24 protein-coding genes and 1 pseudogene (1 of these 25 running past the window's edge) are annotated in these 24460 nt (G+C 54.0%); 8 read left to right on the forward strand and 17 right to left on the reverse strand.

The genetic code is table 11. The features are described 5' to 3' along the window. Both fdxH and fdnG read right to left on the reverse strand, forming a co-directional pair. Positions 1–78, reverse strand: partial view of a formate dehydrogenase subunit beta gene (gene fdxH, locus FDW92_RS19710; RefSeq protein WP_137400689.1) — the beginning only. Its footprint begins 858 nt before the window's first position; 78 of the gene's 936 nt are visible here — the first part of the coding sequence; the start codon lies at positions 76–78; the stop codon falls past the left edge of the window. A gap of 12 nt (positions 79–90) precedes the next feature. Then, complete coding sequence (gene fdnG, locus FDW92_RS19715; protein ID WP_137400690.1) at positions 91–3141, reverse strand: formate dehydrogenase-N subunit alpha; 3051 nt, start codon at positions 3139–3141, stop codon at positions 91–93. A gap of 194 nt (positions 3142–3335) precedes the next feature. On the opposite strand from fdnG, the gene fdhD reads away from it, so the two are divergent. Further along, positions 3336–4172 carry a formate dehydrogenase accessory sulfurtransferase FdhD gene (fdhD, locus tag FDW92_RS19720; RefSeq protein WP_072014814.1) on the forward strand — a complete coding sequence of 279 codons (837 nt, stop codon included), beginning with the start codon at positions 3336–3338 and terminating at the stop codon, positions 4170–4172. Here fdhD and FDW92_RS19725 read toward each other — a convergent pair. Continuing rightward, a complete protein-coding gene (locus FDW92_RS19725; protein WP_042313487.1) occupies positions 4139–4645 on the reverse strand; it encodes a YgjV family protein in 507 nt (168 codons plus the stop codon). The genes fdhD and FDW92_RS19725 overlap by 34 nt on opposite strands. A 58-nt stretch (positions 4646–4703) precedes the next feature. Then, positions 4704–5225, reverse strand: coding sequence for a Crp/Fnr family transcriptional regulator (locus FDW92_RS19730; RefSeq protein ID WP_042313486.1), 522 nt, complete (start codon positions 5223–5225; stop codon positions 4704–4706). A 129-nt stretch (positions 5226–5354) separates the two neighbouring features. Between FDW92_RS19730 and FDW92_RS19735 the strand changes: the two genes are divergently transcribed. After that, the gene (locus FDW92_RS19735) at positions 5355–5567 is read left to right on the forward strand and encodes a DUF1471 domain-containing protein (RefSeq protein WP_042313485.1); all 213 of its coding nucleotides are present in this window, start codon (positions 5355–5357) and stop codon (positions 5565–5567) included. A 56-nt stretch (positions 5568–5623) separates the two neighbouring features. On the opposite strand, the gene FDW92_RS19740 is transcribed toward FDW92_RS19735, so the two are convergent. From FDW92_RS19740 to FDW92_RS19765, 6 genes are all read right to left on the reverse strand, one after another. Then, a complete protein-coding gene (locus FDW92_RS19740; RefSeq protein ID WP_042313482.1) occupies positions 5624–7369 on the reverse strand; it encodes a putative frv operon regulatory protein in 1746 nt (581 codons plus the stop codon). Then, positions 7369–8439 carry an aminopeptidase gene (locus FDW92_RS19745; protein ID WP_042313479.1) on the reverse strand — a complete coding sequence of 357 codons (1071 nt, stop codon included), beginning with the start codon at positions 8437–8439 and terminating at the stop codon, positions 7369–7371. Before FDW92_RS19745 ends, FDW92_RS19740 begins: the two co-directional genes overlap by 1 nt. Beyond that, on the reverse strand, positions 8429–9874 hold the full coding sequence (locus FDW92_RS19750; protein WP_042313477.1) for a PTS fructose-like transporter subunit IIBC: 1446 nt from the start codon (positions 9872–9874) through the stop codon (positions 8429–8431). The genes FDW92_RS19745 and FDW92_RS19750 overlap by 11 nt, the downstream gene beginning before the upstream one ends. A 10-nt stretch (positions 9875–9884) precedes the next feature. Next, a complete protein-coding gene (locus FDW92_RS19755; protein ID WP_042313475.1) occupies positions 9885–10331 on the reverse strand; it encodes a PTS fructose transporter subunit IIA in 447 nt (148 codons plus the stop codon). Positions 10332–10513: 182 nt separating this feature from the next. Continuing rightward, entirely contained in the window at positions 10514–10837 is a 324-nt protein-coding gene (locus FDW92_RS19760; protein ID WP_042313473.1) for an AzlD domain-containing protein, read from the reverse strand. Continuing rightward, positions 10837–11496, reverse strand: a complete 660-nt coding sequence (locus FDW92_RS19765) for an AzlC family ABC transporter permease (protein ID WP_042313471.1) — start codon at positions 11494–11496, stop codon at positions 10837–10839. Before FDW92_RS19765 ends, FDW92_RS19760 begins: the two co-directional genes overlap by 1 nt. Before the next feature lie 101 nt (positions 11497–11597). On the opposite strand from FDW92_RS19765, the gene FDW92_RS19770 reads away from it, so the two are divergent. After that, complete coding sequence (locus FDW92_RS19770; protein WP_003825255.1) at positions 11598–12146, forward strand: XRE family transcriptional regulator; 549 nt, start codon at positions 11598–11600, stop codon at positions 12144–12146. Between the two features lie 71 nt (positions 12147–12217). Here FDW92_RS19770 and rhaM read toward each other — a convergent pair. From rhaM to rhaB, 5 genes and pseudogenes are all read right to left on the reverse strand, one after another. Then, positions 12218–12526 (reverse strand): annotated as a pseudogene (gene rhaM / locus FDW92_RS19775) (L-rhamnose mutarotase); the annotation flags it as partial. Beyond that, entirely contained in the window at positions 12523–13671 is a 1149-nt protein-coding gene (fucO, locus tag FDW92_RS19780) for a lactaldehyde reductase (RefSeq protein WP_042313465.1), read from the reverse strand. The pseudogene rhaM and the gene fucO, both read right to left, overlap by 4 nt. An 11-nt stretch (positions 13672–13682) precedes the next feature. Beyond that, positions 13683–14507 carry a rhamnulose-1-phosphate aldolase gene (gene rhaD / locus FDW92_RS19785; RefSeq protein WP_042313461.1) on the reverse strand — a complete coding sequence of 275 codons (825 nt, stop codon included), beginning with the start codon at positions 14505–14507 and terminating at the stop codon, positions 13683–13685. Positions 14508–14650: 143 nt separating this feature from the next. After that, positions 14651–15910, reverse strand: a complete 1260-nt coding sequence (gene rhaA, locus FDW92_RS19790) for an L-rhamnose isomerase (RefSeq protein ID WP_042313455.1) — start codon at positions 15908–15910, stop codon at positions 14651–14653. Further along, positions 15907–17376 carry a rhamnulokinase gene (gene rhaB, locus FDW92_RS19795; protein ID WP_042313453.1) on the reverse strand — a complete coding sequence of 490 codons (1470 nt, stop codon included), beginning with the start codon at positions 17374–17376 and terminating at the stop codon, positions 15907–15909. The genes rhaA and rhaB overlap by 4 nt, the downstream gene beginning before the upstream one ends. A 300-nt stretch (positions 17377–17676) precedes the next feature. On the opposite strand from rhaB, the gene rhaS reads away from it, so the two are divergent. Further along, complete coding sequence (gene rhaS / locus FDW92_RS19800; protein WP_137400691.1) at positions 17677–18525, forward strand: HTH-type transcriptional activator RhaS; 849 nt, start codon at positions 17677–17679, stop codon at positions 18523–18525. 108 nt (positions 18526–18633) lie between these two features. Next, the gene (gene rhaR, locus FDW92_RS19805; protein ID WP_042313444.1) at positions 18634–19482 is read left to right on the forward strand and encodes an HTH-type transcriptional activator RhaR; all 849 of its coding nucleotides are present in this window, start codon (positions 18634–18636) and stop codon (positions 19480–19482) included. On the opposite strand, the gene rhaT is transcribed toward rhaR, so the two are convergent. Further along, the gene (gene rhaT, locus FDW92_RS19810; RefSeq protein WP_042313441.1) at positions 19479–20513 is read right to left on the reverse strand and encodes an L-rhamnose/proton symporter RhaT; all 1035 of its coding nucleotides are present in this window, start codon (positions 20511–20513) and stop codon (positions 19479–19481) included. The two genes, rhaR and rhaT, sit on opposite strands and share 4 nt — an antisense overlap. Positions 20514–20801: 288 nt before the next feature. Between rhaT and sodA the strand changes: the two genes are divergently transcribed. Beyond that, positions 20802–21422, forward strand: coding sequence for a superoxide dismutase [Mn] (gene sodA, locus FDW92_RS19815; RefSeq protein ID WP_042313438.1), 621 nt, complete (start codon positions 20802–20804; stop codon positions 21420–21422). Positions 21423–21658: 236 nt separating this feature from the next. Next, positions 21659–22642 (forward strand): 2-keto-3-deoxygluconate transporter, encoded by a 984-nt coding sequence (gene kdgT / locus FDW92_RS19820; RefSeq protein ID WP_038635946.1) that lies wholly within the window; start codon positions 21659–21661, stop codon positions 22640–22642. A 41-nt stretch (positions 22643–22683) separates the two neighbouring features. On the opposite strand, the gene FDW92_RS19825 is transcribed toward kdgT, so the two are convergent. After that, positions 22684–23580: a dihydrodipicolinate synthase family protein gene (locus FDW92_RS19825; RefSeq protein ID WP_042313435.1), complete on the reverse strand. Its 897-nt coding sequence runs from the start codon at positions 23578–23580 to the stop codon at positions 22684–22686. Positions 23581–23732: 152 nt separating this feature from the next. Between FDW92_RS19825 and yiiM the strand changes: the two genes are divergently transcribed. After that, positions 23733–24407: a 6-hydroxyaminopurine reductase gene (gene yiiM, locus FDW92_RS19830; RefSeq protein ID WP_042313432.1), complete on the forward strand. Its 675-nt coding sequence runs from the start codon at positions 23733–23735 to the stop codon at positions 24405–24407. Positions 24408–24460 lie beyond the last annotated feature (53 nt).

The raw sequence follows: 24460 nt of genomic DNA on the forward strand, positions 1-24460 counted from the left end.
GTGATCCCGCGCCTGAGGCGCGGGGGTGAAACCGTTAGTGGCGGATCGACGAATGATGTCTTGCGATTGATAAGCCATAGGTCGTCTCCGTTACACCTTTTCCACGTTCACGAGGAAGGACTTAAATTCCGGCGTCTGCGTATTCGCATCACCAACGAATGGCGTTAACGTGTTAGCGATAAAGCCTTTTTTCGCCACACCTTCGTAGCCCCAGTGAATCGGAATACCGATAGTGTCGATATCCTTACCGTTGGCCTTCAACGTGCGAATACGTTTGGTCACCACTGCTTTGGCTTTAATATAGCCGCGGTTAGAGGAGACTTTGACGGTATCACCATGAGAGATACCGAGCTTATTCGCCAGCTTCTCGCCAATTTCCACAAACTGTTCCGGCTGGGCGATGGCGTTTAGCAGCGCATGCTTGGTCCAGTAGTGGAAGTGCTCGGTCAGACGATAAGTTGTACCGACATACGGGAATTTATCCGCTTTACCCAGCGCCTCCGCGTCACCTTTAAAGATACGCGCGGCAGGGTTAGAGATAACGTTCGGGTGCAGCGGGTTAGTGCCGAGCGGCGTTTCAAACGGCTCGTAGTGTTCCGGGAACGGCCCTTCCGCCATCTTATCGATAGCAAACAAGCGTCCCATCCCTTCCGGCTGCATGATGAACGGCCCGACGTCAGTACCCGGTGCGGCGGCGCTGTAGTCTGGAATATCCATCCCGCTCCATTTCGCGCCATCCCATTTCAGGATCTGACGTTTCGGATCCCACGGATTCCCCTGCGGGTCTGCGGAAGCACGGTTATAAAGAATGCGGCGGTTAAGCGGCCACGCCCAGGCCCAACCCAGCGTATTGCCAAGGCCCGACGGGTCGGCGTTATCGCGACGCGCCATCATGTTGCCTTCCGGCGTCCAGCTACCGGCAAAAATCCAGCAGCCGCTGGAGGTCGTGCCGTCATCGCGCAGTTGGGCGAACGAGCTGAGCTGTTGGCCTTTCTTGACGATTACCGCGCCGGTTGCCGGGTCGGTAATATCAGCCAGCGCTTTACCGTTACTCTCCATCGCCACTTCTTCCGAAGCCGGCTCATGCGGTGTGGAGTAGTTCCAGGTCATGCTCAGCACCTGTTCCGGGTTTGCACCACCTTGTTCGGCATACATCTTGCGCAGGCGCAGGAAGATACCGGCGAGGATTTCGCCATCGGTTGCGGCAATCCCTGGGGCATCCGCGCCTTTCCAGTGCCACTGCAGCCAGCGACCAGAGTTGACGATCGAACCGTTCTCCTCGGCGAAGCAGGTGGACGGCAGACGGAATACTTCGGTCTGGATTTTTGACGGATCAACATCGTTCGACTCACCATGGTTCTGCCAGAAGGTGGAGGTCTCTGTGTTGAGCGGGTCGATAGTGATCAGATACTTCAGTTTGGACAGTGAAGCCACAACCTTGTTTTTGTTCGGGAATGAGGCGACCGGGTTAAAGCCCTGGCAGATATAGCCATTCACTTTGCCCTGGTTCATCATCTCGAAGTACTGCAGGACGTCGTACCCTTTATCCCACTTCGGCAGCCAGTCGAAGCCCCAGCTATTTTCTGCTGTCGCTTTATCGCCAAAGAAGGCTTTCATCATCGAAACGAAGAATTTCGGGTAGTTGCCCCAGTAGTTTACCTGACCTTCCAGCAATGGTTTTGGCGTGTTGGTGGCAAGGTAGGTTTGCAGGTCGGTCTGTTTTTCGCTTGGCAGCGTCAGATAACCCGGCAGACTCTGTGACAGCAGACCAAGGTCGGTCAGTCCCTGAATGTTGGAGTGACCACGCAGGGCGTTAACACCGCCGCCGGCCATGCCCATGTTGCCGAGGAGCAACTGGATCATCGCCATCGTACGGATGTTCTGCGCACCAACGGAGTGCTGCGTCCAGCCCAGCGCGTACAGGAATGATGCGGTTTTGTCTTTCGCGCTGGTTTCTGCGATGTATTCACAGACCTTCAGGAAATCGGCCTTCGGCGTACCGCAGATATTCTCTACGACCTCCGGTGTATAGCGGGAGACGTGCTGTTTGAGCAGGTTCCATACACAGCGTGGATGTTGCAGAGTCACATCGCGTTTGGCGAAGCCGTTTTCATCCAGCTCATAGTTCCAACTGGTTTTGTCATACTTGCGTTTGTCCGCGTCGTAGCCGGTAAACAGGCCATCTTCGAAGCCAAAATCCTCGCGCACGATCAGGCTGGCGTTGGTATAGGCCTCGGTATATTCGCGGTTGAATTTTTCGTTATTCAGCAGGTACAGCATGACGCCTGACAGGAAGGCAATGTCAGTACCGGAACGAATTGGGGCATAGAAATCAGCCACCGCTGCGGTTCGCGTAAAGCGAGGATCGATGACAATCAGCTTAGCGCCGTTGTGAATTTTCGCTTCCATCGCCCAGCGGAACCCGACCGGGTGAGCTTCAGCGGCGTTACCGCCCATCACCACAACGAGGTTGGCGTTTTTAATGTCGACCCAGTGGTTGGTCATCGCACCGCGACCAAATGTTGGAGCAAGACTTGCTACCGTTGGTCCGTGTCAGACACGCGCCTGGTTGTCGACCGCGAGCATACCCAGCGCGCGGGAGAATTTTTGCGTCAAATAGCCGGTTTCGTTACTGGAAGCGGATGCACACAGCATCCCGGTGGAAAGCCAGCGGTTAACGGTTACGCCGTCGGCGTTTTGTGCAACGTAGTTAGCGTCGCGGTCCTCTTTCATCAGCTTAGCGATGCGGTCGAATGCCTCATCCCAGCTAATTTGCTGCCACTTATCTGAGCCTGGTGCGCGGTATTCCGGGAATTTCAAACGGCTTTCAGAGTGGATGAAGTCCACAAGACCTGCGCCTTTCGGGCACAGCGCGCCGCGGTTCACCGGGTGATCCGGGTCCCCTTCAATATGGAAGATGGATGCTTTGGCGTTTTTTGCTCCGTCACCGAGGCTGTACATCAACAGTCCACAGCCAACGGAACAGTAGGTGCAGGTGTTACGGGTTTCGCGGGTGCGCAGCAGTTTATATTGCCGTGTTTCCGCGAGCGCTACGCCGGGTGCAAAGCCCAGTGCCGCTGCCGTGGTGCCTGCCATACCGCCAGCGCAGATCTTAAAGAACTGCCTTCTGCTGACCTGCATGGTTTGCTCCTTGTTTCGACATTGTCACGTTCCCTTCGCATTTCTGCCATGCCAACGCGTGGGAAGTGGTTGTTATTTTTCTTTGCGGACGGGACCGCAAAGGTCCAGAATTGGGTGAATTTCCCTCCGTCCAGGAGGGATTTGTAAAGAATACCACAATGTTGGTACGCGTGTTCCAATATGGTTAAAAGAAAGTGAATAAGATTATTCAAGAAAACATTAAGAATGTGACATCTATGACAGGATCGCGCCAATTGACTCTCTGGAAGCGCGAGGATTTACAACATCCTCAGCCTGATGAAGTCGCTGAAGAAGTGCCTGTTGCGCTGGTCTATAACGGAATTTCACACGTGGTGATGATGGCGTCACCGAAAGATCTTGAGCATTTCGCGATGGGTTTTTCACTTTCTGAAGGCATTATTGAGTCCCCGCAGGATATTTACGGGATGGACGTGGTTCCTTCCTGCAACGGATTAGAAGTTCAGGTTGAGCTGTCCAGCCGTCGTTTTATGGGATTGAAGGAACGTCGTCGCGCGTTGGCCGGGCGCACCGGTTGTGGTGTTTGCGGCGTGGAGCAGCTCAATGATATTGGCAAGCCGGTCCAGCCGCTGCCGTTTACCCAGACATTCGATCTGGCGAATCTTGATAACGCTTTACGACATCTCAATGATTTTCAACCCGTGGGTCAACTGACAGGCTGCACGCACGCGGCGGCATGGGTGCAGCCTGCAGGTCATCTGGCGGGCGGACATGAAGACGTTGGGCGTCATGTCGCGCTGGATAAACTGCTGGGGCGTCGGGCGCTCGAAGGGGAAACCTGGCAACAGGGTGCGGTATTAGTCTCCAGCCGCGCCAGCTATGAGATGGTGCAGAAGTCGGCAATGTGCGGCGTGGAGATCCTGTTTGCTGTTTCTGCGGCGACAACGCTCGCTGTGGAAGTTGCCGAGCGCTGTAACCTGACGCTGGTGGGTTTTTGCAAACCAGGCAGGGCGACGATCTATACGCATCCGGAGCGTCTGATCGCGAAGTGACGCCACCAGGCGGCCAGGATACTGCCTGAAAATGCCAGTTCCATTATTACGGCAACGGGCGAGCCGACAATCACATTGTTCAGTAGCCAACACAGGCTGCCGCACAATGTGTATCCGCGTAATTTCCCGCTGCGTTTTTGAAACGACGCAAAGGTCATCAGCAGGCTTCCCATCAGCGGCAAAATACTCGACAGATTTTGCCAAAGATAAACGCTACACATCAGCGACCCCAGCATAAATCCCCACATAGCCCAGCGATGAAACGTGACGATGGCCGTCGCATAGCGGCACGCGGCGATGATCATTAGCCCTGCGGCAGCATCTTGATCCAAAAGGGAGAAATGGATAGCGAGCAGGGAAGTGGAGGTGGTGAGCAGAGATAAGGTGATGGCCCGGCGTTGAAAATGAAAAGCGGAAATATCCAGCAAAAAGCTGATACCAGCCAGAATCTGAGAGAGGAGAAATGCGTTCATAATGTGCGCCAACAATTGAAGAGTGACGGGACAATAATCGACGCATCAACGTATGGCGTTAACCTTTGTTAAGACGCTGGCGAATACGCGACAGGCTAACGGGAGTAATGCCGATATAGTTGGCGAGATCGCGCTGAGTGAGCTGTGACTCCCAGTCCGGGAAGTGCGTTTGTACATACCGGTAGCGTTGCTCTGGGGTATTGAACAGCAGCATTTGTTCTTTTTTCTCTTTATAGATCAACTGCTGGACCAGTAGCTGGGTCTTAATATCCTGATTTTCCGGCGCATCCAGCAACGCCAGCGGTATTTCACTGGTTTCGCCAGCGGCGATCATTTGCAGACTGTAATCAGCAGGCGTGTTGGTTAGCCAGTTCAGGTACAAAAAGCAGTATTCCCCGGCAAAGTAGAACTCTTTAACCCTTTCAACGCCACTGTCTGCGTGATACACCGCACGTGCAACGCCATGATGTAAAAGATGAATTTTACTTTGTGGTTCACCCTGACGCAGTAACCAACTTCCCGTCGGTTGCGCTTTTCTTCTGCTACCTGCGAACCAGTGTTGTTCGTGATTAAGCGCCATTTTATTTCTCAAATAATTTGAATAAGACAGGCAAATCCTTCCGCTTTTAGTTGTTCGAGTATCAGCCTATTATTTATCACATCAAGGCACGGTGCCTTACTCAAACAACTAAGTTAAAGGGTTTATATCATGAAAAGCATCAAAACTTTTGTCGCAGTTATCGCTCTGGCTACTTCTTTCGGTTCTTTCGCTGCTCAGACAGTTACCGCAACCGGTTCTACGCTGGAAAGCGCTGAAGCAAACATTGCCGCTCAGGCTGAACGTGCAGGCGCCAGCGATTATAAAATCACCCAGGCTTACACCGGTAACCGCGTGCACATGACCGCTGAACTGCTGAAATAAGATACCTCAGTACTGTAGAAAGAGCGCCTTTGAGGCGCTTTTTTCATTTCCGGCATTCACTGCCCGAGCAATGCGATAAACGCTTTATAGTCTTTCAACCCTGCAATAATCTCTGCCGGGTGGCTGCTCAACACGCTGGATAAATAACTGAAGATTTTTAGTTCATGTCGCGCTTCGGCAGCGGCACAGGCGATCAGCACATGGCTGACCGGTTCGTTATTCACCAAAATAGGTTGCGCGAGGGTGATAAAGAAACCACGAAAGCGACGCTCCTGTTCACTCCAGCAGTGAGGAATCGCCAGACGATTCACTATCAGGTTTTCACCTTCATGTTCCCGGGCGCAAATGCGTAGCGCTTCGTCCTCGGTGATGTGGCCCTGTGCCACAAGCTGGCCGCAGATCCGGCCAATGATGCTCTGCCAGCTTTCGCCACTCGTATTGGCGTAATGAAAACTGCCCTGCTGTAAAAAGAATCGTTCGGGCTGCTGGCGTATAAAGGCCGTTGCGAGGAAGTGTTTTATCTGCTCGGTACCCGCCGCGGTGATAATGTTTTTGATAGTTAATGTATTTTTTAGAGATTCATCAAGCAGATAGTGGCTATTATTGATGATTAACAGCGGGGTGATTTCTTCACTGATGGCGCTGACCTCACTCGTATTTCGCGCAATGATCACCCGACAATTCAGTACGTCTCTCTCAATGGCCTGTTGGTTAACAGTGGCGATAGCATTCTGGTCGGATAACAAAATGATCGGCTGACGCTCGTTTTGGTGCCGCTCCAGCGCACAGGCGAAGTAAAGTCCGATGAGATCGCTATCGAACAGCGGAATATCCAGTTTTTCGCGCAACAGGGCAATAAAACGCAGACTTAAATCGAAGGCGGCAGGCCAGGTAGACTTCAGGTTATGCATACTGCTCTGGCGATGTTCCGGTACCCAGACTGGGGCAGAGACGCATCTCAGCAGGTGGCCGGTAATATTATCAACCAGTTGGCTATCGATAACGTTCAGCGCGGCGATGCCGGGAACACTTTTTAATAACGAAGTCACCGTCCCGGTCGAGATGGTCATGGCCTGCCGTTGTCTGATTTCCAGAAGGCCGATCAGTGTTCTGAAGGCGTTCTCACCCAGGTAAACACCTCCTTGTTCCACTGCGTTTTTCAGTGATGCATACCGACATTCTGGCCATGATCCGCAGAGCTGATTACGCAGGGCGTAGACTGCCAGCACCAGGCTTGCCAGGTACTCTCCCGAGATGAGCGGAAATTCATTAAGGTTTTCACATGCTGCATTGAGCCTGTCGATATTGTCGCGGGTAATACCCGGCAGCGGAATCAACAGCGGATCTTTTTTCAGCAGATTCGCCAGCAAGATAATGCGCTTTTCTTCCGGTTCATCAATGAAATGACCGACGCCTGGGCGGCTGGCAAGACAAAAGGCGCGCTCATAGCGTTGTTTGAGACGCGGCAGCCTGTCGGCAACCCAGGTTTCGGGTAAATTCAGCGTCGAGGCGAGCTGAAGGCGGGGGGTAAAAGGGTTCAGCAATAATATCGCCAGCAGTCGGTCATCATTATCATGGCGTTGCAGAAGCTGAAAATAACCGCGCCTGTCGACGATATCCAACTGATATCCCGCACTGCCCCCTGGCTGGATGCGGGCCTTACCGCTGAGCGTAAAATTGAGGTAGTCAAGATCGCGCAGGATGGTTCTGCCCGAAACGCCAGTTTGCCGCGCCAACTCGCCCAACGAATACGGCTGCTGTTCGAGGAGATCGACAATTTTCAACTGGCGTTCACTGAGCATCAGATTGACTCGCGAAAATCGGTGAAGGCTTTAACGTTATCCGCCGTCAGCGAGACCAGCAGCTCGCGGACCAGAGTGAACAGCGCGTCATAATCTTTCGCCGAAATCATACCGCTATTGGCGTGCAGATAGCGGGTCGGCAGGCACAGCGCAGCCACCGGACGACCGCCGCCCATCACATTATAGCGTCCGCCGTCCGTCGCACCGGTTTTCATGGTGCAGAACTGTAAAGGAGCCCCGCTGAGCTTAGCGCTCTCTTTCAACGCGGCAACCAGTCGCTGATTGGGAAAGTAGCGCTTATCAAACAGCATCAGCCCCGGACCATCGCCGAGCTTCAGCGGATATTTGATGCTATCAATGCCGGGAACGTCGCCCGCCACCGCCGTATCCAGCACGATAACCACGTCGGGTTTGATATGCTCCGCCGAGGTTTGCGCCCCGCGCAGCCCGACCTCTTCTTCCACGCTGCCGACGCCGTACAGGATGATCTCCGGGTTATCCACTGCCTGTAATAGCTCCGCCATCAGGGCGCAGCCGACGCGGTTATCCAGCGCTTTGCCGACGATTTTATCATCGCCCCAGCGGGCGAAATTGGCCTCCGGACTGATGAAATCGCCGACCGCAACTCCCTGTTTTTCTACCTCTTCACGGCTGTTCGCGCCAATATCAATGAACATCTCATCAAAAGAGAACGGCTGCTGTTTTTGTTTCTCCGTGAGGGCATGTGGCGCAACGGAGCCGATCACGCCGGGTATTTTAGCCCCCGCGCGAGTGCGAACAGTGACCCGATGGTTAAGCATCGACTGGTTCCACCAGCCGCCGATGGTGGTAAAGCGGATAAAACCGCCCTCGTCGATATGCGTCACCATAAAGCCGACTTCATCCATGTGCCCGACGATGGCCACTTTCGGCCCGCGCTCACCTTTGCGGGCGACAAAACTGCCGAGGCCGTCAAAGGTGATTTCATCGACGCCGGATTCCAGCGCATTAATGAGAACGGAGCGAACTTCCTGCTCATCGCCGCTGACGGCGCTGGCTTCGCATAACTGCTGTAGTAACTCAATGTTCATGGGCAAGCTCCTGCTGCGCGGCTTTACGTTTCAGCCACAACCCTTTCAGGATGATAATTAACGAAATGTTCAGCGCCAGACCGATAGCCAGCACCAGATAAAATGACCCCACTGGCGACATCAGGCCAATCAGTGGATCAAAGATACCTAACCCCGGCGCGAGCCGTTTGATTCCGAAGGCGATCACCAGCATGCCGGTAATACCGCCGGAGAGCGTATTGGCGGTAATCATCGGCAGCGGCGCGGCCAGCGCGTAAGGAATAGCCGGTTCGGTGGCGACGGTTGCCCCCACCACAATCGCGCTGCTGGCGGCTGCCTTCTCCTGCTGGGTAAACAGTTTTGGCGCTAAATAGGTAGCGATACCTGCTGCGACGGGCGGCATCAGCGCCACCACGCCGACGATGGCGTACCAGTCATAGATATGTTTTTCCAGCAGCGAGAAACAGAAGAACCACGCGGTTTTGTTGATTGGCCCGCCCATATCGAACGCCAGCATCGCGCCGACGAGAAAGGCTGCGCCCATTTTCATTGATGGCGGAATGGTGTTCAGGAAATGCAGCAGACCGCCCATGATATCGGACATCACCGGGCCGATGACGTAATAAGTCAGTACGCCAAACACCAGCAGTGTGACAAACGGGATCAGCATCGAGCCGAGTAGCGGCTGGAGCGCTTTGCCGAGGCGCACCTTGCGAAACCACAAGACGAAGTAGCCGATTGCCAGCCCCAGCACGACCGCGCCGAGAAATCCCGCGCCGGATTGCGTCCCCAGTAGCCCTTTATCGTTCGCCAGATAGCACACGAGGAACGCCGGGGCGAACGCCGGTTTATCGGCAATAGACCAGGCGATGTACGCGCCCATTATGGGGATCATAAAGGTGAAGCCCAGATAGCCGATGGATTCGACGATCCAGGTAAACGACGGCGCGCCCTTTGACATGTCGGTATAGGGCAAACCGAACTGCACTAGCATATTGGCGATGGCGACCAGAATACCGCCGCCGATAACAAACGGCAGCGCGGCGGAGACGCCCGCCATCAGGTGACTCATCACGCTACCCTGCTGCACATCCTGTTTGCCCAGCTTTACGCCGCTATCGGCGGTAAACAGCTGCGAATGTGAAGGCAACTGCGTAAAAATCTGGTCGATATTTTTCAGCGCCTGAGAAATGGCGATTTCATAGACCTTTTTCCCGGCGAAGCGCGCGCGGTCTTCACCGCTTAAGCCGCGTCCTGTTGCCAGAATCACGTAATCCGCGGCGGCAATCTCTTCACTGGTCAGACGGTTTTCCACGCCGCTTGAACCCTGGGTTTCGACTTTAATGGTATGGCCGAGCGAACGCGCTTTTTGCTCCAGTGCTTCCGCCACCATATAGGTGTGGGCGATTCCCGCAGGACAGTTGGTGATCGCCACTAAACGCAAGGATGACTCCATAGCCGCTTCCTTATGAGGTTAAGGTCTGATTGAGCAGGGCAAGCACCTGACCGACGTCGCCCTGTTTCAGCTGGTTGATGAAATCCTGATGGATAATTTTGCGGCACAGGGTACCGATGATTTTGACCTGATCATCCTCACCGGTTTGCGGCACGCCGAGGCAAATCCAGCAGTTGACGTCTTCGCCGTCGCTGGCTTTCCAGTCGACGTTTTCTGATTTACGCGCGAACAGGACGAAAGGCTGCTTAACACAGGCGCTTTTGCCGTGCGGGACGGCAATGCCCGAACCAAAGCCGGTGGAGTGCAGTTTTTCGCGCAGTAGCAGCGTTTGCAAAAACTGATGACGATCGCTGACGTAGCCGTTATCAAAAGCGATATTCGCCAGCTGTTTGAGGATGGAATAAACGCTATTTCCCTGAATATTCAGGTCAATGCAGTTAGCTGTAAGGGCTGCCATGGTGAGACTCCGTTAAAACCTGTTTCATACGATTTTAACGGTGAGGCGATGAAGAGATGAGCGGCAATATGTCAGCGTGCAGTGACATTTTGAGGCCGAGTTAGCGCGTGGTTTTGTGGGGTAAAACACACAATGCTACAGGCGATTACCCTGATGAATATTTCGTCAGGGTAGTTATATTATTAGTGTATTCCCGCCATCCTCAACAGCGCCGTCACCACGGCCGCGGCAATGATTACCACGATCAACGGCATTTTACGCCAGGCGAGAAAGACCGCGAAGCCAACCCCAAGAACGCGCGCCATTCCAGCAAAGTGTTCACCTTCATAAAAAGTAGTCGCCAGCGCGACGGAGAACAGCAATACCGTTGCGGCATCAGAAAGCAGCGCCTGCGAGCGTTCTGAAAACGCTAAACGGCTCCCAAGCTTCGCTCCCCCTAAACGCATTAAATACGTTCCCAGAGATAACATGGCGATACCAACGATAAACAGCGTCATGTTGCCCATTATTTTTTCCTCGTCAGTAAGCCAAACAGTGAGAGCAGAACCGGTAAACCCACCGGCGCAAAGGGAATGGCGGCAAGCGACAGCGCGGCACCGCTACAGGCGCGGATTAGCGTGGTGCGGTTTTTAAAGGCCGGGACCACTAAGGCCAACAAAATGGCAGGGAAAACGGCATCCAGACCGATGGTTTCTGGGGCCGGGAGCAGTTTGCCGACACCTGCGCCAATCAGCGTGCCAATCGGCCAGAATAGGGCGACGCCCAGACCGCATAGCCAGTAGGCGGCTTTACGCTGTTCCGGCGTTTTTTGCGACAGGCCAAACACCACGCTTTCGTCGTTCATGATATGGCAGCCGAGGAGGCTGGCGGCACGAGAGCCCACCAGGTCACGCACCGTAACGCCAAAAGGTACGTGTCGGGCGTTCACCAGTAAACCGGCAGCCGCAGCCGCCAGTGGGTTACCGCCGCTGGCGACGATGCCGATAAACATAAACTCGGATGCGCCCGCCAGCACCGTAATAGAAAGCACAAACGGTACCCACAGCGGGAAGCCATAGGCCATCGCCAGCGAGCCATATGACATGCCGACAACGCCGACGGCCAGACAGACGAGAAATATTGCTTTCAGCGTGTCGCCTTTGAGACAGGAAAAATAATGTTTCATACCATTTTAGCCATATCGAACGAATTTCCATTATAATGAACGCAACCATTTAGCTTTACAAGTCGAACGATTCGTTCGATATAAAAAACATGGAGTCGTGAATGACCCAGCCCATCAGTATGATCGCGAAAAGCCTGGTGCGTGAACGTCAGCGCACTGGTTTGTCACTGGCAGAGATTGCCCGCCGCGCGGGGATTGCAAAATCGACGCTCTCACAGTTGGAAGCGGGTAATGGCAACCCTAGCCTGGAAACGCTGTGGTCGCTGTGTGTGGCGTTGGATATCCCTTTTGCGCGCCTGCTGGAGCCGCAAGAGCAAAAAACGCAGGTGATTCGCCGCGGCGAAGGGACAAAAGTCGTGGCGGAACAGGCCCACTATCAGGCCATTTTACTGGCCGCCTGCCCACCGGGCGCGCGGCGGGATATCTATCTGCTGCTGACGCAACCGGGCGCGGATCGTATTTCACAGCCGCATCCACCGGGATCGGTTGAACATATTATCGTGACGCAAGGTAAGGCGATGGTGGGATTGACGGAAGCGCCGGAAGAGTTAGGTGAGGGCGACTACATTTGTTACCCCGCCGATCGGGCGCATATCTTTAAAGCACTGGAGCCTGACACCCAGGCGATTCTGGTTTCTGAGCAGAATTGAAATTGCCGGATGGCGCTATCGCTTATCCGGCCTACAAAAAATAAAACCGTGTGCCCGGTAAGCTTGCGCCACAGATAGAACACCTCTTTTAGCTCTGCGCTGAGCGGGCTGTTGTCCGGGTTGGCTGACATTACGTCACGCATATGTTTCCACCAACGCTGGCAAACGTCGGTGCTGGCAACGGCATTCCAGCGCTCCTCGGACTCAATCTCAACGGTGGCGAACAGCAGATTACGCTCCTGATCAAGATAAATCGCGTAGTGATGTGCGCCGTGCTCTTTTAATACGGCTGCCAGCTCAGGCCAAATGGGATTATGACGACGCTGGTACTCAACGTGCGCGTCGGCATTCACCTGCATCACAAACGCTTTGCGGATCATAACGCCTCCAGATACAGCTCGCGGACTTCATCGCGACTGGCGGTGCGTGGGTTACATGGCGCACACGGATCGGCCAATGCTTTATCCAACCAGCCTTCAATATCTTCTTTGGTCACGCCAAGCTGGCTGAAACCGGCTGGAATACCTACCCGCTTGCTCAGGGCGCGAATGGCGTTAATGGCTTCCATGCTTGCCGCTTTATCGCTCATGCCGCGGGTATCGACGCCCATCGCCTGCGCCACGCGGGCAAAGCGAGCCTCGGCGTTTGGGCGGTTAAAGTTTTCGATTACTGGCAGCAGGATGGCATTGCAGACGCCGTGCGGCAGGTTGTGGGTTGCGCCCGGCTGGTGCGCCAGCGCATGTACCAGACCAAGACCGGCGCTGTTAAATGCCATACCCGCCAGATACTGACCAAATGCCATTTGTTCACGGGCTTCGAGGTTATGACCATCGTCAACCGCTTTCGGTAGCCACAGATTGATTAAGCGAATCGCTTCCAGCGCGTTGGCGTCAGTGAGTGGATGCGCGCCGACGGAAACATAGGCTTCCACCGCGTGCGTCAGGGCGTCCATACCGGTTGCGGCGGTAACGGAAGCCGGGATTTCCAGCATCACGCTGGCATCATCCACGGCGATATCCGGGATGATGTTCGGGTCGATGATCACCTCTTTAACCTTGCGAGCAGAGTCTATAATCACCGCATTGCTGGTCATTTCTGCAGCTGTACCGGCGGTGGTATTGATGGCGACCAGCGGAACGCCGGCATTTTTCACTTTGCCCACGCCGGAGTATGCGGTAGAAGGACCTGGGTTGGCGGTCAGGATTTTCACCGCTTTAGCGGTATCGATCGGGCTGCCGCCACCGAAGGCGATAATGTAGTCACATTCTGCGCTCTGATACGCCGCAAAACCTTTCTGCACCAGCTCTTCTGTCGGGTTTGGAAACACCTCATCAAACAGGTGGTAAGACATTTGATGTTCATCCAGCGCGCTAAACAGGCTATCCAGTAGGCCCAGCTTTACCAGTTGACCATCGGTAACGATCAGCGCTTTGCCCCATTGCTTATTCGCCACGAGGTTCACCATATCGGCAATCGCTCCAGCGCCATGCAGGCTAATTTTGGGTAGTGCCAACATAAAGCTCATCACTATTCTCCTTATAATGCTAGTGCGCTTGCCAGTGGAGTCACACCAAAACGTTTGCCGAGTGCGACCAGTTCTTCACGCGTGATGGTCTGCTTCATACCGCCCATCGAATAGATTTTGACTAAAACTTCTGCTGATTTCTCTGCGGTGTCGATCAGACCGAATGCTTCATCGAGGGAGGGGCCGCTGCCGAACACGCCATGGAACGGCCAAAGAACAAGCGAATACTTCTGCATTTCCTGCGCGGTCGCCTGGCCGATTTCATCCGTACCCGGCACCATCCACGGCAAAATGCCGACGCCATCCGGGAACACCACCAGGCACTCGGTGCTGCCTTCCCACAGTTTGCGCGTCATTAGCGCGGTGTCGTTTTCCAGCACATAGGTCAGGGCGATCAGGTTGGTGGCGTGACAGTGCATGATCACGCGATCTTTGCCGTTCGTCGCTTTAATACGTTCGCAGTGAGAGAGGAAGTGAGCCGGCAATTCGGAGGTTGGTACCGCTTCGTGGGTCAGGCCCCAAAGGATGTGATAGCCCGCGCCGTCGCTGTCCACTTTCACTACGCCTAAATTTGCCGCCGGATCGAGCTGAACGTTACGGAAAAATTTACCCGAGCCGGTGACGATAAAGGACGTATTCGCCAGCAACGGCATAGGCTGACTCAGCGCAATATAGCGCGGTTTTTCGTGAAAGTCGGCGCTAAATGGTGCGATGTCTGCTTCATCCAGGCGCAGCGTCAGGTTGCCGCCGTTACGCTCGTCCCAGCCTTTTAGCCACGCATCAGAAGTGGCTTTGATCATCCCCTGGACGAACCAGGAAGTAGTAATGTTTTGCATCTTCGGTGTTCCTGTTTATTGCCCGAACGTTATCGGGTCTTACGTAGGCCGGATAAGCGCAGCGCCATCCGGCAATCATGTTTCATTTACTGCCGGATGGCGACGCGAGGCGTCGTATCCGGCCTACAGATCAGGTGTCGCAATCAGCTACGTTTGCTCAGGATCTCTTTTTCATAAGCGCGAACGCTGTCCAGCCACTGGCTGCCCGCTGGCGTGTCGTGGCGCTGGCAATACATTTCCCAAACGGCCTGCCATGGCAGTGATTTTTGCTCTTCCAGCAGCGCCAGACGTGCGGTGTAGTCGCCGCTGGCTTCGAGCTGACGTAGTTGCTCGGTTGGTTCTAACAACGCGCGCAGCAGGGCTTTTTTCATATTGCGGGTGCCGATAACCCACGCGGCGATGCGGTTAATAGAGGCGTCGAAGAAGTCGAGACCGATGTGTACGCGGTCAAACAGGTTGTGGCGGACGATCTCGCTGGCAATCGCCTGAGTTTCATCATCCAGCAGCACCACGTGATCGCTGTCCCAGCGCACCGGACGGCTGACGTGCAGCAGCAGGCGCGGTACATACAGCATGGCGGCGGAGATTTTGTCGGAAATCACTTCAGTCGGATGGAAGTGACCCGCATCCAGGCACAGCGCGGTCTGGCGGCTGGTGGCGTAGCCCATATAGAACTCGTTGGAGCCGACGGTGTAGCTTTCGGCACCGATGCCAAACAGCTTGCTCTCAACGGCATCGATATGGTGCGCCGGGTCGAGTTTCTCGCTGATCACTTCGTCCAGTGCTTCCAGCAGGCGCTGGCGCGGCGCTAAACGGTCAACGGTGATATCTTTCATACCGTCCGGGATCCAGATGTTCATCACCGACGGTGTACCCAACTGCTCGCCAAAATACGCCGAGACGCGACGGCTGGCTTTGCAGTGATCGATCCAGAACTGGCGAATGTGGTCATCGGCGTGGGCCAGCGTGAAGCCGTCGGCGCTCAGTGGGTGAGAGAAGCAGGACGGATTGAAATCCAACCCTAACTGGTTTGCTTTCGCCCATTCAACCCAGTTTTTGAAGTGTTCCGGTTTGATTTGGTCGCGGGCAACCGGCGTATCGGATTCCAGATAGATCGCATGCAGGTTCAGACGTTTTGGTCCCGGTATCAGGCTCAGCGCCTGCTCCAGATCGGCACGCAGTTCGGTCGCGTTGCGCGCTTTGCCCGGATAATTACCGGTAGCCTGAATTCCGCCAGTGAGCGAGCCTTCCGGGTTTTCGAAACCGGCGACGTCATCGCCTTGCCAGCAGTGCATGGAGACCGGCAGACGATCGAGCTGGCGTAAGGCCGCCTCGACATCAATACCTACCGCGGCGAAACGCAGTTTTGCCAGTTCCCAGGCTTGTTCAAGTTGAGTGGTCATGCGCAAAGCTCCTTTGTCTGTCGTAGTGATTGAAACTGCGCCTGGTAGCGGGCAATTTCACTTTCCGGATTGGGAATGAAGGTGGTCAGGTCGTAGTTGGCGCGCACTACCTGACGGAAATCATCGACGTTGTTAAGCTCGTCCAGCGTCATCAACTGGATGCCGATGTTGCCGAGCGTGGAGGCTTCAATCGGCCCGGACATAACGCGAATACCGCAGGCATCCGCGCACAGCTGATTCAGTAACGCGTTCTGGCAACCGCCACCAACAATGTGCAACTGGCTAAACGCTGCGCCACGCAGGTCTGCCAACTCTTGCAGAATGTCGGCATACAGCAGCGCCAGGCTGTCGAAGATGCAGCGCGCCAGTTCGGCGTTTTGCAGTGGAACAGGTTGGCCAGATTCACGACAGGCCGCCTGAATTTCCGCACTCATATCGTCGGGGTTGATAAAGCGATCGTCGTTCGGGTTTATCAGGAACTGGCAGGCTGGCAGCGCTTGCGTTTCGGCGATAAGCGTTGGCAGATCGTCGATCTGGCGCTCTTTTAATACGCGCTGGAGCAGCCATAGTCCCATGATATTTTTCAGTACCCGGTAGCGCCCTTCCGCGCCGCCTTCGTTGGTGATATTCGCCGCCAACGCCGCATCGTTGGTATACGGTGTTCTGCTTTCAAACCCCATCAGCGACCAGGTGCCGGAAGAGAGATACGCGCTGTTTTTATCGGCGAGCGGCGAAGCAATGACCGCGCTGGCCGTGTCGTGACTGGCAACCGCCACGACCGGAATTTGATTTTTCTGCGGGCAAATCCAGTGGCCAATGACGTTCCCCGGATGCGTCGGGCGACCAAACCAGGCTTTGTCTGCCCCGGTCCACGCCAGCAGCGTGTCATCCCAGTCGTCGGTATTGATATTGACTAACTGGGTGGTGGTGGCATTGGTGTATTCCCAGTTCATTTCACCGGTCAGGCGAAAGCTGAAGTAGTCGGGGATCAGCAGGGCATGCGCTACCTGCGGAATCAGTTCTGGTTGCTGTTCAACCAGCGCGCGCAACTGATACAAGGTGTTAAAGGGCAGAAACTGAATACCGCTCCGACGGTAAATCTCGTTTTTACCCGGCTGCTTCATCGCCTGCGACATAATGCCCGTCGTGCGGTTGTCACGGTAAGAAACCGGTAGACCGACGCGCTGACCGGCGTTATCGACCAGCACGTAATCCACCCCCCAGGTATCAATGCCGATGCTGTCTATCCGAATGCCTTCATCGCAGACTTTCTTCAGACCCAGACGAATGTCGTTTTCCAGGCTGTCGATGTCCCAGGTATCAAAACCGTCCGTTTTTTGCAGGCAGTTAGTGAAGCGGTGGATTTCACGCAGCGTCAGGGTGCGGTGTTCACTGTCGTAACGCGCCAGCATTACGCGCCCGCTGGATGCGCCGAGATCGACAGCGACACAATGGCGAAAAGTCATAGCGAGGTCCTTCTGAGTTTTATTGCACTCAGTCTAAGAACCCCGAATAAGGCCTACCTTCTCAACAGTGACAGGCACAATTAGCGGCTGGCAACATGGCAAAGGTGAACGTGATGATGTTCACAGTTTTTACTAATCGGGCGGATTCGGGCAGATGTGACGCCTTCCGCAATTCCCGATCTTTCCCGCCGTATCTTGAAGAATTGACCGTGTTTACGCACTTTGGCGTCAAAAATTTAAGGTGAGGGTAGTAACCCTTAATTACTATTCAGCCATATTCGCTAAACAGGGGGAGCCGTCATGACTGTACTGTATTGCGTAGACTTTTTTCCGACAGGTAAAGCGCCAGTGGCTATTGAACCACGGCTTCCTCAACCCGCATTTCCTGAACATCATCATGATTTTCATGAAATTGTGGTGGTTGAGCATGGTACGGGAATCCATGTGTTCAACGGACAGCCTTACACCATCAGCGGTGGTACGGTGTGTTTCGTCCGCGATCATGACCGGCATTTATATGAGCATACGGACAATTTGTGTCTGACCAATGTCTTGTATCGATCCCCGGATGCGTTTCAATTTTTAGCCGGGCTGAATCAGCTTTTACCTCAGGAACAGAATGGGCAGTATCCATCCCATTGGCGGGTAAACCAGGGGGTATTACAGCAGGTCCGACAGTTGGTGGGGCAAATGGAAGCGCTTGGTGACGGGATGGATACGCCAACGGCAGCAAATCGTGAAATTCTGTTTATGCAGCTACTGGTCGTGTTGCGTAAAAGCAGCCTGATGGCAGCGGCAACCGATAACGACGCGCGGCTTAACCTTCTGATGGCGTGGCTGGAAGATAACTTTGCTGACGAGGTGTGTTGGGAGGCGCTGGCCGAGAAGTTTTCGCTCTCTTTGCGCACACTGCACCGCCAGCTTAAACAACAAACGGGATTGACGCCCCAGCGCTACCTTAACCGTCTGCGGCTTATTAAAGCGAGACATCTGCTTCGCCACAGTGATGACAGCGTGACCGATATCGCGTATCTCTGCGGTTTCGGCGACAGTAATCACTTTTCGACGCTTTTTCGCCGTGAGTTCGAGTGGTCGCCACGCGATATTCGCCAGGGGCGCGATCTCATGGCGGGAAGCAGCCTGCAGTAACGCGAAAGCTATCAACGTTTTTTACCGCCCGTTTGCTGATAATCATACCCTTTCATGCCGGATGGCGGCTGCGCCTTATCCGGCAAGTGTCCAGGTTGAGGTAATGCGGTGGCGAATCAGCTAATCCTTCTGAAATCAGATTTTTTTGCGCATGAGCAGCAGGCTGTTGCCGTGGCTGACCGCTATCCGCAGGATGTCTTTGCGGAGCATACCCATGAATTTTGCGAGCTGGTCCTGGTCTGGCGCGGCAATGGTCTGCATGTCCTTAACGATCGTCCATACCGAATAACCCGTGGCGATCTGTTTTACATTCGCGCCGAAGACAAACATTCCTACACTTCCGTAAACGACCTTGTGTTGCAAAATATCATCTACTGCCCGGAGCGGTTGACGCTGAATGTTGACTGGGAAGGGGCGATCCCCGGATTTAACGGTACGCCGCGGCAGCCGCACTGGCGACTCGGCAGCGTTGGCATGACGCAGGCCCGGCAGGTGATAAGCCAGCTTGAGCATGAAAGTAATCAACGCGATGCGCAGGCTTTTAGCATGGCGGAACTGCTATTCGGGCAACTGGTGACACTCCTTAAACGCCATCGTTATGCCACAGATACGCTCCCGGCAACGTCGAGTGAAACGCTGTTGGATAAACTCATTACCGCGTTAGCCGGGAGCCATGAGCATGCTTTCGAACTGGATAAATTTTGCGAGCGCGAACAGTGCAGCGAGCGCGTTTTGCGCCAGCAGTTTCGTAGCCAGACCGGGATGACCATCAATCAGTATCTCCGCCAGGTACGGGTCTGCCATGCTCAATATCTGCTCAAGCATAGCCGGTTAATGATTAGTGAGATTTCCATGCGCTGCGGCTTTGAGGACAGTAACTACTTTTCGGTGGTGTTTACGCGGGAAACCGGGATGACGCCGAGCCAGTGGCGTCATCTCAGTACCCAGCATGCTTAGCTGGCCATTCCCAGACCAACAATGTTTGCCGCGACGATAATCACCACGCAGCCGAGGCTCAGTACGCTGACCGGACGGCGACCCGCATTCTTCCACTCTTTCAATACCAGACCAACAATCCCACCGCACAGGACATAAAAACTCATGTGCAGCATCCAGCTTACATAGTCATACTGTGCCGGAATACGCGCGTGGCCCCAGGCGTAGAAGAAAAATTGCAGATACCACATCAAGCCACCGAGCGCGGAGAGCAGCACGTTGCTGATGATCAGCGGTTTAGCTAGCGAGAAGTCGGCTTTTATCGACAAGTTCTTCACTTTTGCCAGACGAATGAAGCAAAAACCCAGGTTGACCAGCGCACCACCGCCCATGATAACCACATAGCTGGGCAGGGCGACATACAGCGGGTCCACACCCAATGCGGCGGCGGCATCGTGCATCGGTTTCGCGGCGTTCATCGCAAATGACATCCCTGCAGAGAAAATGCCGCACATGACCGCCAGAACTAACCCTTTTTTCAGATTAAACTCTTCGGCTTTTATGCCCATTTTGCGTTCTTTTAATTGACCCGCACGGGTAACAATGCCCACGCCAATCAGTGCGACCAGTACGCCAAGCAGCGTCATGCGTCCGCCGGAGGTGTTGATCAGCACGTCAAAGTTGCCGTTGATAATCGGGGTCATCAGTGTGCCGACAATCAGCGTAATACCTATCGCAATGCCGATACCCATCGACATACCGAGATAACGCATAGTCAGGCCATAGTTAATGTTGCCAATCCCCCACATCGCACCGAAAAGAAATACCGGGGCCAGTGTGGAAAGGCTGAAGGAGCTGAAATAGGCCCAGAAATTGGGAAGTAACATAGCGCTGATAGTCCACGGAAGGATAAGCCAGGAGACGATCCCGCCCACCGACCACATCGTTTCCCATGACCAATGTTTGACCTGCTTGAACGGGGCATAGAAACAGGCGGCACTGGCTGCGCCTATCAAATGCCAAAAGATACCCATCGTAATCGCGTTACTCATGACTTAATCCTCGTTATTTTTTATCGTCGGTAATGACCCCTCCGACCTAACGAGTTTAAAAATTACGCAAGGTGTTAACCTTTTAACGCTTGCCGCCATTTTACGCATGTTGGCAATCATCACGTTAAGTGGGTGATTCGGTTCACAACTTTTGCAATAGACTGAATGATTAAAACCTTGTAAAAAGTACGGCATTGATAATCATTTTCAATATCATTTAATTAACTATAATGACCCAACTGCTTACGCGGCGTTAACACTGGCCGCCCGACAACACTGGAGATGATTATGAGTTATACACTGCCATCCCTGCCGTACGCTTATGATGCCCTTGAACCGCACTTCGATAAGCAGACGATGGAAATTCACCATACCAAACACCACCAGACTTACGTAAACAACGCCAACGCTGCGCTGGAAAGTCTGCCTGAATTCGCCAGCCTGTCGGCTGAAGAGCTGATCACCAAACTGGATCAACTGCCAGCGGACAAGAAAACCGTACTGCGCAACAACGCAGGCGGCCACGCTAACCACAGCCTGTTCTGGAAAGGCCTGAAAACCGGCACTACGCTGCAGGGCGAGCTGAAAGCGGCTATCGAACGCGACTTCGGCTCTGTTGACAACTTCAAAGCTGAATTCGAAAAAGCAGCAGCCACCCGCTTTGGTTCCGGCTGGGCGTGGCTGGTGCTGCAAGGTGACAAACTGGCTGTCGTTTCCACCGCTAACCAGGATTCCCCGTTGATGGGTGAAGCAATTTCTGGCGCTTCCGGCTTCCCGATCATCGGTCTGGATGTGTGGGAACACGCTTACTACCTGAAATTCCAGAACCGCCGTCCGGACTACATTAAAGAGTTCTGGAACGTGGTGAACTGGGATGAAGCTGCTGCGCGTTTCGCCGCTAAAAAATAAGTTCTACGCTTAAATAATGCCCCTGCAAGCGCTGCTTGTGGGGGCTTTTTTGTGATCAAAATCAACATGGGAACATTGATCCATTTAAATTGAAACAATGTTTTATTGTGCGGGTGGGATCACTTTTATAATTCCTCTGAATGTCTATCTTCTGTTCATCAAGACGGGCGCATCTCAAAAGTAAGATGCAATCGCCCATAAAAATTGCCCCATTTTTATGTCTACAGGTGATGGAAATGCAGATCAAACGAACGATAGAGAGAATCCCTGGCGGGATGATGCTGGTGCCGCTTTTCCTCGGCGCGTTATGTCACACCTTTTCACCCGGCGCCGGGAAATATTTCGGCTCATTTACCAACGGTATGATCACCGGTACGGTGCCTATTCTGGCGGTCTGGTTCTTTTGTATGGGCGCGTCGATTAAGCTAAGCGCAACCGGCACCGTGCTGCGTAAATCAGGCACGCTGGTCATCACCAAAATTCTGGTGGCGTGGGTGGTAGCGGCGATTGCCTCACGCATCCTGCCGGAACACGGTGTGGAAGTCGGGTTCTTCGCCGGGTTGTCCACGTTGGCGCTGGTGGCCGCCATGGATATGACCAACGGTGGGCTGTACGCCTCGATTATGCAGCAGTATGGCACCAAAGAAGAGGCCGGGGCATTTGTCCTGATGTCTCTGGAATCAGGCCCGCTGATGACCATGGTGATTCTGGGTACCGCGGGGATTGCTTCGTTTGAACCACACGTGTTTGTGGGGGCCGTATTACCCTTCCTGATTGGTTTTGCGCTGGGTAATCTGGACCCTGAACTGCGGGAGTTCTTCAGCAAAGCTGTGCAGACTCTGATCCCGTTCTTCGCCTTCGCGCTGGGTAACACCATTGATTTGAGCGTGATTGCGCAGACCGGCGTGCTGGGGATTCTGTTGGGCGTGGCGGTGATTATCATCACCGGGATCCCATTGATTATCGCTGATAAACTGATTGGCGGCGGCGATGGAACAGCGGGGATTGCCGCTTCCAGCTCAGCGGGTGCGGCGGTTGCCACGCCGGTACTGATTGCTGAAATGGTTCCGGCATTTAAACCGATGGCGCCAGCGGCAACCTCTCTGGTGGCGACCTCGGTGATTGTGACCTCCATTCTGGTACCGATTATCACGTCCATCTGGTCGAAAAAGGTCAAAGCCAGGGCCGCGGAAATTGATCTTCGTGGTACCGTGAAGTAAGCCTCTTTTGCCGGATGGTCTGCGCCATCCGGCTTAGTCAGTTAACCTTTGACGACGAACACCTCATCAATAGTCCGACATTCCCCCTCATTCAACTCTCCGCCAGCATTACGTGACACACCGGTGCAGTAGCCAAACTTACGCGATACCACGGTTTTGATGGTGGTGACAAAATCTTCGCCAATGGCGTAGATGGACATGTAGGTGCCAATCTGGTCCTGAATATCGCGAAGCGTCGCCAGATCGCCCTGCTTAAACGCCTCCCGCGCACTGACAAACAGTTCCGGCATAACGTTGTTCAACCCTGAAATAATCCCCGCCCCGCCTGCCAGCAGGTTAGGAATGTAGTATTCGTCATAACCGGACAGTACGGCAAAATCTTCCCGCACGGCGCGCGTTGTCTGAATCATGCTGCGGGTATGTGACTGACAGTCGACGGTATCTTTGATGCCTGCGAAATTTGGGAACTCGGCAGCGAGAGTGGCAACCAGCTCCGGCGTTAAATCACAGCCGGTACGCGCCGGGAAATTATAGGCAAACCATTTACCGCTGAGTTTCTGTCCCAACTGGCGGAAGTAACTCAGCAGCTGTTTCGCCGTTTGTCCGTAGTAATAAGGCGGCAGGATCATCACGGCATCATAACCTGCGCGATACGCTTCCTGCGCCATCAACAGAACATCATTCTGGCAGGTGGATGAGACGTTGGCGACCATCTTCAGCGAGCTCATGGCCCGGGCTTCACGGATCAGCAGCAGTCGTTCTTCGAGCGTAAAGGAAGCAAACTCCCCGATGCTGCCCATCAGCAAAATCACGTCGATTTTGGCCTCGGTAAGGCGTTTAAGATGCTGGCTCAGACCGTTGAGATCGATCTTGCCGTCATTGTCCATTGGCGTAATGGAAGGGCACCAGACGCCAGCAAATTGCGATTGACCAGTCACGTAGTCGACTCCTTATTTGAAATGATGTTTCAAAACCAGATTACATTGATAGCATGTGTCCTTAAGTTTCATGTGAACCGTGCTCTCATTTTGAGCGACTGGGATAAAATAAATATGGTGTAATGGGGGAAATTTATCGGGAGAGGGAACAGATGCGATATCCGGTCGATGTTTTTACAGGCAAGATTCGGGACTATACGGGAAGTCGTCCCAGCGCGATTGCTAAAGTTCAGGTCGATGGTGAGCTGATGCTGACCGAGCTTGGCCTGACGGGGGATGAACAGGCGGAAACGAAAATTCATGGCGGGCCGGATCGCGCGCTGTGCCATTATCCGCGTGAACACTATCAGCACTGGAGACAAGAGTTTCCGGAGCAGGCGGAGTTATTTGTTGCCCCCGCTTTTGGCGAAAACCTCTCCACTGAGGGGCTGACAGAAGAGAATGTGTATATTGGCGACATTTTCCAGTGGGGAGACGCGCTGATTCAGGTCACACAGCCGCGCTCGCCGTGCTTTAAGCTGAATTTCCATTTTGGCATCAGCGATATGGCCAGCCAGATGCAGGATGCGGGCAAGACGGGCTGGCTGTGTAGCGTCATCGCTCCCGGTCAGGTGTCGGCAGACGCGCCGTTGATCCTGGCGTCACGCGTGAGCGATGTCAGCGTGCGCGAGGCGATTGCCATTGCCTGGCATATGCCGTTTGATGACTCGCAGTATCACCGTTTACTGTCGGCTGCCGGGTTATCGAAGAGCTGGACCAGAACGATGCAAAAGCGCCGTTTAAGCGGTAAGATCGAAGATAATTCCCGCCGTTTGTGGGGCAAATAACTCTCACCTTTAGCTTGCCATTAAATCAGGTGGCGACACCTGATTTATCTTCC

Source organism: Citrobacter sp. wls706 (assembly GCF_005281305.1).
Lineage (GTDB): Bacteria > Pseudomonadota > Gammaproteobacteria > Enterobacterales > Enterobacteriaceae > Citrobacter > Citrobacter werkmanii.